At 49.5% G+C, this 13,597-nt stretch carries 11 protein-coding genes; all 11 read right to left on the bottom strand.

Annotated elements, in window-relative coordinates; genetic code table 11:
- Positions 1-18 precede the first annotated feature (18 nt).
- The gene (locus DWZ38_RS02795; RefSeq protein ID WP_243000130.1) at positions 19-2,958 is read right to left on the bottom strand and encodes a DNA translocase FtsK; all 2,940 of its coding nucleotides are present in this window, start codon (positions 2,956-2,958) and stop codon (positions 19-21) included.
- 18 nt (positions 2,959-2,976) lie between these two features.
- Entirely contained in the window at positions 2,977-3,852 is an 876-nt protein-coding gene (locus DWZ38_RS02790) for an undecaprenyl-diphosphate phosphatase (protein ID WP_117849780.1), read from the bottom strand.
- Positions 3,853-4,064: 212 nt separating this feature from the next.
- Positions 4,065-5,462 carry an NADPH-dependent glutamate synthase gene (gene gltA / locus DWZ38_RS02785; RefSeq protein ID WP_117849778.1) on the bottom strand — a complete coding sequence of 466 codons (1,398 nt, stop codon included), beginning with the start codon at positions 5,460-5,462 and terminating at the stop codon, positions 4,065-4,067.
- Positions 5,462-6,349, bottom strand: a complete 888-nt coding sequence (locus DWZ38_RS02780; RefSeq protein ID WP_117849775.1) for a sulfide/dihydroorotate dehydrogenase-like FAD/NAD-binding protein — start codon at positions 6,347-6,349, stop codon at positions 5,462-5,464. The genes gltA and DWZ38_RS02780 overlap by 1 nt, the downstream gene beginning before the upstream one ends.
- A 162-nt stretch (positions 6,350-6,511) precedes the next feature.
- A complete protein-coding gene (locus tag DWZ38_RS02775; protein ID WP_021926625.1) occupies positions 6,512-7,348 on the bottom strand; it encodes an ATP-dependent Clp protease proteolytic subunit in 837 nt (278 codons plus the stop codon).
- 57 nt (positions 7,349-7,405) lie between these two features.
- Positions 7,406-8,134: a YebC/PmpR family DNA-binding transcriptional regulator gene (locus DWZ38_RS02770; RefSeq protein WP_117849772.1), complete on the bottom strand. Its 729-nt coding sequence runs from the start codon at positions 8,132-8,134 to the stop codon at positions 7,406-7,408.
- A complete protein-coding gene (locus DWZ38_RS02765) occupies positions 8,104-9,459 on the bottom strand; it encodes a hemolysin family protein (RefSeq protein WP_117849769.1) in 1,356 nt (451 codons plus the stop codon). Before DWZ38_RS02765 ends, DWZ38_RS02770 begins: the two co-directional genes overlap by 31 nt.
- A gap of 129 nt (positions 9,460-9,588) precedes the next feature.
- Positions 9,589-9,939: a type II toxin-antitoxin system PemK/MazF family toxin gene (locus tag DWZ38_RS02760; RefSeq protein ID WP_021926628.1), complete on the bottom strand. Its 351-nt coding sequence runs from the start codon at positions 9,937-9,939 to the stop codon at positions 9,589-9,591.
- A gap of 94 nt (positions 9,940-10,033) precedes the next feature.
- Entirely contained in the window at positions 10,034-11,200 is a 1,167-nt protein-coding gene (alr, locus tag DWZ38_RS02755; protein WP_021926629.1) for an alanine racemase, read from the bottom strand.
- A 69-nt stretch (positions 11,201-11,269) separates the two neighbouring features.
- Positions 11,270-12,820, bottom strand: a complete 1,551-nt coding sequence (locus DWZ38_RS02750; RefSeq protein WP_117850394.1) for an NAD(P)H-hydrate dehydratase — start codon at positions 12,818-12,820, stop codon at positions 11,270-11,272.
- A 120-nt stretch (positions 12,821-12,940) separates the two neighbouring features.
- On the bottom strand, positions 12,941-13,588 hold the full coding sequence (locus DWZ38_RS02745; protein WP_021926631.1) for a redox-sensing transcriptional repressor Rex: 648 nt from the start codon (positions 13,586-13,588) through the stop codon (positions 12,941-12,943).
- Between the last annotated feature and the right edge of the window lie 9 nt (positions 13,589-13,597).

Below are 13,597 nucleotides of genomic sequence, written 5' to 3'. Positions count from 1 at the left end.
AGATTTTACCCGTTTCCATTACAAATGTTCTTCCACATAGGTCTGGAATTCTTCCATGGACATCAGGACTTTACGGGGCTTGGTGCCTTCTTCGGGGCCTACGACTCCGGCGTCGCAGAGCTGGTCCATGATCCTTGCGGCACGGTTGAAGCCGATCTTGTACATTCTCTGCAGCATTCCGATGGACGCTTTCTCCTTCTCGATAATGAATTTGCCGGCCTGCTCGAAATAAACGTCACGTTCCTCCCCGCCGGAGCTTCCTCCTGCTGTGAGAACCGCATTGTTCATCTGCTGCTCGATCTTGCTGTCATAGTCAGTCCTTGGGTTCTTGTCTGCTAAGAAGTTCACAATATCACTGACTTCATCATCCGAGACAAAAGCTCCCTGCAGTCTGGCAGGCTTCTGATAGCCCTGCGGATAAAACAGCATATCTCCTTTACCAAGCAGCTTCTCCGCACCGTTCATATCCAGAATAGTTCTGGAGTCCACGCCGGAAGTAACCGCAAATGCAATACGGGACGGCATGTTCGCCTTAATCAGACCTGTGATGACATTGACAGAGGGTCTCTGGGTTGCGATAACCAGATGAATGCCTGCTGCACGGGCCAGCTGTGCCAGACGGCAGATGGCATCCTCCACATCTCCAGGTGCCACCATCATCAGGTCGGCAAGCTCGTCTACGATAATGACGATCTGACACATTTTCTCCGGGCGCTGCTCACCTTCCGGGAAGGTCATCTTGTCCAGCTTGCGGTTGAACTCCTCCAGATTACGCACGCCATACTCTGCAAAGGTATTGTAACGGTTGCTCATCTCATTTACCGCCCAGTTCAGAGCACCAGCTGCCTTCTTCGGGTCTGTGACAACCGGAATAAACAGATGGGGAATTCCATTGTAGACACTAAGCTCCACCACCTTGGGGTCGATCATGATCAGCTTCACCTCATCCGGTTTGGCTTTATATAAAATACTGATGATCAGCGTATTGATACATACGGATTTACCGGAACCAGTGGAACCAGCGATCAGAAGGTGAGGCATTTTCGCGATATCCGCAACCACAGTCTTGCCCTCAATGTCCTTGCCAGCTGCAAAAGCAAGCTTGGATTTGGCATTCTGGAACTCCGGTGACTGGATCAGATCGCGGAGCATCACGGCACTGTGCTCCTTATTGGGAACCTCGATTCCAACGGCCGCCTTGCCGGGGATCGGTGCCTCAATACGAATGTCCGGCGCTGCAAGATTCAGCTTGATATCATCAGCAAGGCCTACGATCTTGCTGACCTTCACGCCCATTTCCGGCTGAAGCTCATAACGGGTGACGGTAGGTCCGCAGCTTACATTGGTTACCTTGGCATTAACGCCGAAATTGTATAAAATCTCCTGAAGTTTCTGCGCTGTCTTCCTTAAGTGAGCATCGGAATCTCCCTGGGATTTGCCGTTGCCCCTCTTCAGAAGATTCACAGACGGGTACTGATATTCCCGCTTCACGGCTGCTTCCTGGGTGCTGATCTCGTGCTGGATATTGACGATTCCGCTCTCAATCTCCTGCCTGGAGGATTTGGGATTCTTGGCAGGCTGGCGGGATGCTCTCTCCTCTCCTGCAGAGGCGACACCATGAGAACCATCAGCTGTGCCAGACGAACCAGAAGTACTGGCAGCCCCTCCAGAGCCATGAGAACCTGAAACATCAGCTCCCGTGCCGGAACCGCCGGCACTTGTTGCCTGCATGGTTCTGGCAGTTGCCATGGCTTCCTTGAAATCTACGCCAGCGTAGCTGTCCTCATCTTCTGCATCCTGCACTGGATTCACTGCCTGAGGCTGCATTTCTTCTCCAAAATGCGCCAACTGCTGCTTCTCTTCCATCACAGTCTCTGGCAAAACTTCTTCCGTATCCACAGTCTCTGATCTGTGAATGGCAAAATCCAGTCCTGTATCCTCCGGAAGGGAAACCTGGTCATCCATTCCATCCCCGTAAGCCTCCATATCACTGAACAGATCCGTTCCCACAAGAAATCCAGTGGTCTCTGCCTCTGCTCCTCTTCTTGCCTGGCGTCTCACCGGCTGGCTGGCTTCTGTCAAACTGTCTCTGTTTTTCTGCTTCTTTTTCCCAAAGATGGAAGAAGTTTTCTTCGAACCGTCTTCTGACTCCAATTCTTCCTCTTCCAAATCCAGATCCTCTTCCGCCAGCGCAGCCTCCAGCTCCTTCATTCTTCTCTCCCGGCGTTCCTGGGCTGCCATCTGGCGCTGCTGGGCCTTCACCTGACGTCTTAACTCCCGCTCCGGTGCTCCCTCCTGGTAACGCTCATGAGTTCCCTTCAGCATCTCCAGGAGCTTATCGTAAAGCTTATAGAGAAATCCCAGAAAAGAATGCTGGGTGATCAAAATCAGGCAGACTAAGATCACAAGCACAATGATCACATAGGCTCCTACCGTTCCAAATGCGGAAATGGTAGAAATGCAGATGGCTCCTCCAATGGCGCCTCCGCCCGTGTGATACTGGGAACTAACCTTGTAGTACTCTGCCAGAGTGGTGCTCTCTGCGTACCCCTCTGTCAACAGCTGGAACACGCCGCAGAGCACCAGAAACAGAACAGCTGCTGCCGCGGTCTTCTTATAGGCAAGCACATTACCCTTATTGGAAATCAGAAACACGGACACCCCAAACAAAACGAATGGAAATGCATAGGCCATCAGCCCCATCACTCCCATCAGTGCCCTGCTGATGCTTCCACCCACACTGCCTCCAAAGCCCAGGCAGCTTACCATCAGGATAATGGAAGCTGCGATCAGCACAAGAATCACGATCTCTGTCTGGAAACCGCTGGATATGGACTGCTTGGTATTTACATTTTTCCTGGTGGAAGGCCGTCCGGCGGTTTTCTTTTTGCCAGAGACATTCCCTTTGGCGGTTGATTTTTTCCTCGTATTAGATTTCTGCGTTTTTGACGCTGCCATTTAAAAGCTCCCCCTTCATCAGGCAAAATTACTGATCAGCGCTACCGCACCAGCCACAAAGCAATAGAATGCAAAATAGCGCAATTTCGTATGCTGCACGATCTGAAGCAGAAAGCGGATCATAAAATAGCCTACTACTCCTGCCGCAACCATGCCAAGAACATATGTAAATCCAAGTGAAACCGTCATCTTCGGTGTGGTAAACTGGCCAAGCTCCAGAATCAAGGAGCCAATTACAGCCGGAACACTGATCAGATAAGAATATTTCACCGCAAATTTCCTTCTGAAGCCGCACATCATACCGGCGCAGAGAGTCATACCGCATCTGGAAAGTCCTGGAAATACAGAGATTCCCTGGCAGATGCCGATCCACATGGCATGATCGTAGGTTGCGTCCTTCGGTGTCTTAATTCCGCCGATGTTGCTCAGATCGGTCACAAGAAGAAAAATTCCGGTGATCAGAATGCAGATGCCCGGAAGAAGCGGGGAAATGGCCGCCTTGGTCACCAGTCTTCTGCAGATGTAGCCAAGCATGGCTGTGGGAATAGATGATACCAGTATCAGCACCGTAAGCTTCCGGTAAGTACCGGACACCAAACGGGCATACCCAAGCTGCTCTCCTGTCCTGCGGTTATGAAAATAGATGTTCAGATTGCCGATCACGTCCATAACCATTCCCAAAAGTTCCTCGCCGATCCTGCGGATATCCTCATGAAATGCGAAAAAAATCGCCGCAAGGGTTCCCACATGAAGAAGCACCTCAAAAAGCACTGCCGTATTCCTGGTAATTCCCATGGCATTCTCTATGGCTGCCAGATGTCCAAAACTGCTGACAGGGAGAAATTCCGTGATTCCCTGCACGATTCCCAATAAAATTGCCTGTAAAACTGACATAACACTCAATTCCTTTTCTATTGTTAAGATCCGGCAGGCAAAAGCCCACCAATTATTCCCATTATATCACAAACCCGCAGAAGATACAACTTTTAATCGAACAGCTGTTTATGGGGAAATATGAAACTAAGCATTTCCGCGCATAAAAAATCCCCGTCTGAAATCCCATAATGGAAAATCAGACGGGGAAAACATACTCAAAGGAGTATTACTTATTTCGCATATTTGCTCTTAATGTACTCGTCGATACCTCGGGCACCTGCTTTACCTGCTCCCATTGCAAGGATAACAGTTGCAGCACCTGTAACAGCATCTCCGCCAGCGTATACGCCCTCTTTGGATGTCTTACCGAACTCTTCGTCAGCGATGATGCATTTTCTCTTGTTTACATCAAGGCCGATGGTTGTGGAGGAGATCAGCGGGTTCGGGCTTGTACCAAGGGACATGATCACAGTATCAACGTCGATGGTAAACTCAGAACCAGGAATCTCAACAGGACGTCTTCTTCCGGATGCATCCGGCTCGCCAAGCTCCATACGGATGCACTTGATTCCGGTTACCCAGTCTTTGTCATCGGTAAGGATCTCAACAGGGTTGCAAAGAAGATCAAACTGTACGCCCTCTTCCTTAGCGTGATGTACTTCCTCTTTACGTGCCGGAAGCTCAGCCTCGGAACGACGATAGATGATATGTACCTCTGCGCCAAGACGAAGTGCAGTTCTTGCAGCGTCCATGGCAACGTTACCACCGCCTACAACTGCAACTTTCTTGCCGTGTGCGATCGGGGTATCATAATCCTCGCGGAATGCTTTCATCAGGTTGTTACGTGTCAGATACTCATTAGCGGAGAATACGCCGTTTGCCTGCTCACCCGGGATTCCCATGAACATAGGAAGTCCGGCACCGGATCCGATAAATACAGCCTCGAAGCCCTCATCCTTAAGAAGCTCGTCGATAGTTACGGATTTACCGATGATAACGTTGGTCTCGATCTTAACACCGAGAGATTTTACGTTCTCTACCTCAGCAGCAACGACTTTGTCTTTCGGAAGACGAAACTCCGGAATACCGTAAACAAGAACGCCGCCTGCTTTGTGAAGAGCCTCGAAGATAGTTACATCATAGCCCATCTTTGCAAGGTCTCCGGCACAGGTAAGTCCGGAAGGACCTGAACCGATTACAGCTACCTTGTGTCCGTTCTTCTGTGCTGCAGGAACTGGCTTGATGCCGTTCTCTTTCGCCCAGTCAGCAACGAAACGCTCCAGCTTACCGATGGAAACAGCTTCGCCCTTCATACCGCGGATACATCTTCCCTCACACTGTGTCTCCTGAGGACATACACGTCCGCAGACAGCCGGAAGAGCACTGGACTCACCGATGATCTGGTATGCTTTCTCGAAGTTTCCTTCTTTTACTTCATGAACGAAGCCCGGGATATTGATGGAAACCGGACATCCTTCCATACATTTTGCTTTCTTACAGCCAAGGCAGCGGTTCGCTTCTTCCATTGCCTCTTCTTTATTATAACCAAGGCAAACCTCTTCAAAGTTCGTAGCACGTACCTTAGGAGCCTGCTCTCTGACTGGTACCTTCTTTAATACATCTGCCATTATTTGTCACCTCCACACTGTCCGCATCCGCCGTGATGGGTATCGCCCTCCTGAAGCTTCAGAAGCGCACGTCCTTCTTCGGTCTTGTACATCTGCTGTCTCTTCATGGCAAGGTCGAAGTCAACTTTGTGTCCATCAAACTCCGGTCCGTCAACGCAGGCAAATTTTACTTCGCCGCCAACCATCAGACGACAGGCACCGCACATACCAGTTCCATCTACCATGATCGGGTTCATGCTGACAACGGTAGGAATATTCAGTTCTTTGGTTAACAGGCAGACAAATTTCATCATGATCATCGGTCCGATCGCAACGCACAGATCATACTCTTTGCCCTGGTTCTGTACTAGGTCGCGAAGTACGTCAGTACCCATACCTTTGCGTACATAAGAACCATCATCTGTAGTTACATACAGATTACATACTTCTTTCATCTTGTCCTCAAGGATAAGGAGATCCTTTGTCTTGGCACCAACAATGGCATCAGCAGTAATGCCGTGCTCGTGAAGCCATTTTACCTGAGGATATACAGGTGCTGTACCAACACCGCCGGCTACGAATACGATTTTTTTCTTCTTAAGCTCCTCTAAGTCCTCAGAGCAAAGCTCAGATGGCTGTCCAAGAGGTCCGACGAAATCTTCGAAGTAATCTCCGGCTTTCAGCTCAGCCATTTTGGTGGTAGATGCGCCAGCCGGCTGGAATACGATTGTTACAGTTCCTTTCTCTGCGTCATAGTCGCAGATAGTAAGCGGAATTCTCTCGCCTACTTCGTCCATCTTTACGATGACGAACTGACCAGGCAGACAATGCTTAGCCACGCGGGGTGCTTCCACGTCCATAAGAAAAACATTTGCAGAAAGTTTCTCTGCGTTGAGAATCTTATACATAGTTCCCTCCTGAAGTACTATATTTAACAAGCGCTAAAAATGTGCGTCCCCAGTGAGGACACATGTACGCTAGTCATATCCTATACCACTATAGCACAAAAAGATGGGTTAGTAAAATGAAATTCTACAGTTTCTCTTATATTTTTTCAAAAAAATGCCAGATCAGCTGTTTTTTTCCTTTTTTTCACCAATGAGCTGGTATAACTTTCCCAGAGCTTCCCGCATTCCGCCTACTTCATCGATCAGGCCCTCCTTTACTGCCTCCGGGCCTTCCAACATAGTTCCCACATCCTTTACCAGCTGGGTGGTGTCCAGCATCAGCTCCTCCAGCCGCTTCTGAGAAGTATGGGAATGGGTGGAAATAAAGGTGGTGATCCGGTCCTGGATCTTTTCCATGTTGCGGTAGGACTGGGCCACGCCGATGAACATGCCGTTGGAGCGCACGGGATGGATCACCATGGTAGCGCTTGGGACCACAAAAGAATAATCTGCGGAAACTGCCATGGGAACGCCGATGGAATGTCCGCCTCCAAGAACCAGAGAAACGGTAGGAACGCTTAAGGAAGCGATCATCTCCGCAATGGCAAGGCCCGCTTCCACGTCACCTCCTACGGTGTTCAGAAGAACCAGAAGGCCGTCCACGGATTCGTCATCCTCGATCATGGCAAGCTTGGGCAAAACGTGCTCATATTTGGTAGTTTTGCTGTGGGACGGGGCAGACTCGTGGCCTTCCACTTCCCCGATGATGGTCAGAAGCTCCACCTTGTATCTTTTGGAATTCTCATGCAGGGTCACTTGTCCCATATCCCGGATCTGTTTATTCTGCTGCTCTTCCTGATCCAGGTTTTCCTTTTTTTCTGCTTTTTCCTGCTGCTGTTCTTTCTGCGGCTCTTCTTCCTGCTTTTCTCCTTTTACAGAGCTCTTCTGCCCTGCTTTTTCCTGGCCTTTCCCCATGTTTTCTTCTGATTCTAATGGGTTTTCCTCTATTATTTCCAGCATAAAAAAAATACCTCCACACATTCTTGTATGAAGGTATTATCTGCAATTCTTATAAAATTATTCAGCCCAGTTGTGCCATACATCTGTAACGTCGTCATCATCATCCAGAAGATCAAGGATTCTCTGGATATCCTTCAGAGCCTTCTCATCAGTCAGCTCTACAGTGGTCTGCGGGATCATGGCAACCTGTGCCTCAAGAAGCGGAACGCCTGCTGCCTCAAGAGCCTCGCGTACTGCACCAAGATCATCCGGAGCTGTGAGAACCTCATAGCTATCCTCTTCCTCTGCGAAATCCTCAGCGCCTGCGTCAAGAGCGGTCATCATCAGCTCGTCAGCGTCCATCTCGCACTCTTCCTTATCGATGATGATCTGACCCTTCTGGTCAAACATGTAGGATACGCAGCCCTGGGTTCCGATGCTTCCGTTACCCTTTGTAAATGCGTTTCTTACATTGCTGGCTGTACGGTTCTTGTTGTCAGTAAGAGTCTCAACGATGATGGCAACACCATTGGGGCCGTATCCTTCGTATACTGCCTTCTCGTAGCTGTCAGCAGAGTCAGCACCTGCTGCCTTCTTAATACCGCGCTCGATGGTATCGTTCGGCATGTTGTTTGCTTTCGCCTTGGCGATAACATCGCGAAGCTTGCCGTTGTTGCTTGGATCCGGACCGCCGGCCTTAACAGCCATTACGATCTCACGGCCGATGATGGTAAAGATCTTACCTTTTTTAGCGTCGTTTTTTTCTTTCTTGTGCTTTATGTTTGCGAATTTTGAATGTCCTGACATTTCTTATCCTCTCCTTTTGGTTCTTTTTTTATCTTTTCGGCCCGTACCTTTCCAATAGTCTTGTTTCCAAGGGAAAGGATTCTGAAACGGTAGCCGTTTACCACAATTTCTTTATCCAGATCATCCTCTGTGGGGATATGCCCCAGAAGATTGGTCAGATAACCGTTCAGGGTCTCAAACTCCACCTTCCCGAAGTCGATGCCAAGTTCCTCGGATACATCCTCCAGGTAAGCCAGCCCGTCAATGATCACACTGTTGTCCTTCTGTGTGCGGAAGGTGCTGTCATCCTCATCATATTCATCCAGAATGTCCCCTACGATCTCCTCCAGGATATCCTCCATGGAAACGATTCCGGAAGTCTGTCCATACTCATCCACTACCACTGCCATATGGATCTTCTTCACCTGCATGGAGCCGAACAGATCACTGATTCCTCTGGTCTCCGGAATAAAAGAAGCTTCCCGGATCAGTCCCGGCAGATCCTTAAGGGGCTTAAATTTGGCCCAGGAATTCCGGGTAAGGAACTTCAGCGCATCTTTATAATGAATGATTCCCACAATATTGTCAATGGTTTCCTTATATACCGGATAACGGGAATTGCCCTCCTCCAGCATAGTATCCACAATAGACTGCAGATTCTCTTCCTGGTCAAAGGCGATCACATTCTTGCGGTGGGTCATAATATCCTTGGCTTCTGTGTCATTGAACTCCATGATGTTCTGGATCATCTCGGCTTCATTTTCCTCGATGACGCCCTGCTCATGGGCCTCATCTACCATGGAAATGATCTCCTCTTCTGTCACAGGCTCCTCTGCCTGGTTAAAGGCCACTCCGAAGGGGCGTGCCGCCAGCTTGGCGATAAAGGTAACGCACATGGTAAAAGGATATAAGATCCTGGTAAAAAATCCCACAACTCCCAGATAGCGGTAGGCATATTTCTCCGGATGGTAGGTTCCGATCCTTCGAAACGTAAGGATGCCAAGAGATGCAAGCAGGATCACCACAAGTGCAAGCACCAGGATCACTGCTGCCAGATGCTTTATGTAGGGATGAAAGGTCTTCGTAACCCACGGAACGATAAATGCTCCGAAGCTCACGCCGGAAGCCATGACAATCAGCGGAATCGCATTGACAAACGTCATGGGACTGTTCATCAGGGATAACAGATAAGTGGATTTCTTATCTCCTTCCTGCGCCCGCTTCTCAACCTCGCTTCCGCTCAGATTGTGTACTGCAGCCGAGAACCCGTAAAAAATACCGTTCAGCCACAGCAGCAACAATAAAATAATAACGCCCGCCAGGGGCATACTACTGCCGTCCTCCATAAATAAACCCTTTGTTCCTCCGTATAAAACCAGTCAAGGGGATCTTCACCATCCGCCTTGCTATTTGGTTAAAATGCGGCTGCAAATGCCGCTGAGACTTAACAACTATATCACTAAACTTTCTTTTCGTCAAGAGAATGTAAGCTCCAGGCTGATCTCAAGGGCATGATTTACCTTGTCAAGCATGGGGCCGTCTAGGTGGCATACCTTATCCTTAAGCCTTCTCTTGTCAATGGTACGAAGCTGTTCCAGAAGAATTACCGAGTCTTTTTCGATTCCGTAGGCGGACGCATCGATCTCAATATGGGTAGGCAGCTTCGCCTTGTTCATCTTGGATGTGATGGCTGCACAGATCACAGTGGGGCTGTGCCTGTTGCCCACATCGTTCTGAATAATAAGTACCGGGCGGATGCCTCCCTGCTCGCTTCCCACCACAGGGCGAAGATCCGCATAAAAAATATCCCCTCTTTTAATTACCACACAATTCACACTCCGTTTTACTTTAACTTTTTCACTCCTGAAAATAAGTATTTCCAACTTTTTTCCTGTGTATACATGTGTGGTGTTTTACTATTTAATCAAAATACGTTAATTCTCCGCATTCCTCTCCGTCCCTGATGTAGATCCTTGGAACGCGCTTGCTGATATCACAGACAAACTCATAGGAAAAGCGGCCGGACAGATCCCCGATGGTGTCTGCTGTGATCTCTTCCTCTCCGTCTGTGCCAAGGAGTGTCACCTCATCCCCTGTTTTTGCATCCGGAATGTGGGTTATATCTACCATAAACTGATCCATGCAGACTCTTCCGCAGATCGGCGCCTTTTTGCCGTGGATCAGCACCCAGCCCTTGTTGGAGAGCATTCTTGGGTATCCGTCTGCATAGCCCACCGGAATGGTAGCCAGTCTGGTGACGCGGTCTGTGGTGTAGGTTCCGCCATAGCTTACCTCCGTTCCCGGCTCCACGTCTTTTACATAGGAAATGTGGCTCTTTAAGGACATTACCGGCTGAAGCTTCACAATATCCTTCTCCACTTCCTCGGACGGGTAAATGCCGTAAATGGTGATTCCGGCGCGGACAAGGTTTAAGTTTGCCTCCGGCACACGGATGATTCCGGCGCTGTTAGAGCAGTGGTGAAGGGGAATATGGATGCCGTTTTTCTCCAGAAGGTCCGCGAAGTCAAGGTAGCGCTTCAACTGTACCATGGCCGGGGTGCGGTCATACTCATCTGCCCTTGCAAAATGGGTAAACAGGCCTTCCACTTCCACATTGTCAAGCTCATAAATCCTGCGGATCTCTTCCAGACTCTCTTCGCTGTCCTTGAATCCGATTCTTGTCATGCCGGTGTCTGCCGCAAGATGGATCAGCGCCTTTTTGCCGCAGGAGGCTGCCGCCTCGCTAAATTTGCGGGCAGTTTCATAATCACAGACTGCCATGCGCACATCCTCTCTTGCCAGCTCTTCGTAGTACTCTTCAAACACAAGTCCCAGGATCAGAATCGGCCGGGTGATTCCTTCCCGGCGCAGCTGCAGGGCTTCCTGGGCAGTCGCAGTGGCAAAGCCCCAGATGTAATCCAAATTCTCCAGCATGGCCGCAATGGGGACTGCGCCATGTCCGTATGCATCTGCCTTGATCACGGCAATGATCTTCGTCCCTTCTTTTATGTTCTTTTTCATCTGTTCAAAATTATATTTCACGGCATCAAGGGAAATCAACGCCTTAATTCTGTTATATTTTTCCATAATGTTCTCCTCGTTACTGTTCACCGATGTAACCTGTTTAAAAAATCATTTCCGCTTTGGGAGTACGCTCTAATTTCCCCCCTCCGAAAGCTTCAATATTTCTGGAAGTGCTTCGATCAGATCCTGTGCGGTCATGCCGTGGGTTCCTTTTTTCCTGAGGGCAAAATCCCCGCAACGGCCATGGATATAAACGGCCATGGCTGCCTGATAAGAAACCGGCGGCTTTTCTTCCTGGCTGTGATACATGCAAAGCACTGCAGCCGTTATGCCGGAAAGTACATCCCCGCTTCCCGCAGTTGCCATTCCCGAATTGCCGGAAAGATTGAAATACAGGTGTTCTTCCTGGTCTGCGATTACGGTGCAGGCATCTTTCAGCACACAGGCGCCCCCGCTTCTGTCTGCAAATTCAAAGGCCGCGGCTGCCGGATCCTCTTTCAAATGAGAAATGCTGCTGCCTGTCAGACGGCTCATCTCTCCCATATGCGGGGTCAGAATTGTATTTTCATTTATAAATTCCTGCCATTCCGGATGCTCAGCCAGAAGGTTCAGCCCGTCCGCATCTATGACTACAGGCTTTTTCGCTGCCGCCCCGTTTTTCAAAAACCAGAACATTCGCTCTCTGCCCACTCCGTCTGTTCCAAGTCCCGGGCCGATCACCAGCACATCGCACCAGCTTAGGTTCTTTTGGTTGGCTTCCTCGTTAAATTCACAGGTTACCATTGCCTCGGGAAGAAGGGTCTGAAGGGGAACGCGGTTCTCCTCCACGGTCTGGATCTTCACCATTCCTGCTCCGCCATGAAGGGCTGCGCTGGCACTTAGGCAGGCGGCGCCGCACATTCCAGGGGAGCCTGCGATAAGGAGGACTTTCCCGAAGGTTCCTTTATTTCCCCAGGGGGCTCTTAAAGGAAGCTCTGCCAGGTCTGTCTGCTCCATGTGACAGGCTGCTTTTTCTGCAATCTGGATGCCTTTCGGGTCCCGGTCGTAAATTCCAATGTCTGCTGTCACAACCTTTCCCGCGTACATTCTTCCTGGGTAAAGGCACAGTCCCCGTTTCCGGTATGCAAAGGTTACCGTCATGTCTGCCTTAAAAGCCACGCCGAGAATGGCTCCTGTATCACCATGGATGCCAGACGGAATGTCCACTGCCACCTTGCAGGCTTCTGCCTGATTCATGCAGTCGATGATTTCTCTGTATTTTCCCGCAATTTCCCGGGAAAGCCCCACGCCGAAAATCCCGTCTGCTATAACAGTATATTCACTCCATACCGGGTTATTCGTTACCGGCACCTGATAGCTGGCGGCAATTTCCCACTGGCGTCTGGTTTCTTCGGTCATTTTGTCCGGATTTCCTGCAAGAAAAATCTCCGTATGGATCCCGGATAAGTGAAGCAGCCTTGCAATGGCAATGCCGTCGCCGCCGTTGTTGCCGGAACCGCAGACTGCCAGGACACGTTCATGCTGCCAGCTGCCATCGGGATTTTTCCCCAGAAGGTACTTCACGATTTCATCTCTGACAGCCAGGGCTGCGCGCTCCATCAGCACCAGTGACGGTACGTGCATGCTGTGAATGGTTTCATGGTCCAGAAGCTTCATCTGGCTGCAGGTCACAACTTTTTTCATGATCAGCTCCTCATCTGACGCGTCAGGCAACAAATCATTTCCTTTCGCGTCTATATGCAAAACTGCTGCCCGGTCTCCTGTAAATCTTCCAGTGAGACAAGCAGCAGTCCTCTTTAACTTCTATTTCTCTGTATGTTCATTCCGATACTGGCTTAAATTGTAGGACAAAGCCATCAGACTCTCGGAAAGATGGACATTCTCCACGATTACGTCCTCCGGAGCGTCCAGATCTGTATGTGCGAAATTCCAGATTGCCTTGATTCCGTTCTCAATGAGAATCTTCGCCATCTCCTTGGCCTTGTTCTTGGGAAGTGTCAGAATGGCGATCTCTACCTGATTCTCCTTCATAAATTCTGGAAGCCGGCTGATCATCTGGATCTCAATGCCGCGAACGGAAATTCCTTCCAGAACCGGATTCACGTCAAAGATTCCTACAAGGCGGAATCCTCTTTTCTCAAAATCCCCATAATTGGCAAGTGCCTGTCCCAGATTACCTGCACCCAGAATGATCATGGGATGGATGGTGTCCAGCCCTAAGATCTTGCCGATCTCTGTGTAAAGATATTCTACATTGTATCCGTATCCCTGCTGTCCAAAACCGCCGAAGTTGTTAAGATCCTGACGGATCTGGGATGCAGTTACGTGCATTTTCTTGCTCAGATCATTGGAAGATATACGCTCTACCTTCTCTTCCATCAGTTCCCCCAGATAGCGATAATACCTTGGCAGTCTCTTAACCACTGCCTTTGAGATTTCTTTCGCCTCCAAAATGTTCCC

This window comes from Ruminococcus sp. AF31-8BH (genome assembly GCF_003460605.1).
GTDB classification, from domain to species: domain Bacteria; phylum Bacillota; class Clostridia; order Lachnospirales; family Lachnospiraceae; genus Blautia_A; species Blautia_A acetigignens.
Note: the sequence above shows the minus strand (reverse complement) of the source record. Positions and strands in the feature narration are given on the sequence as shown.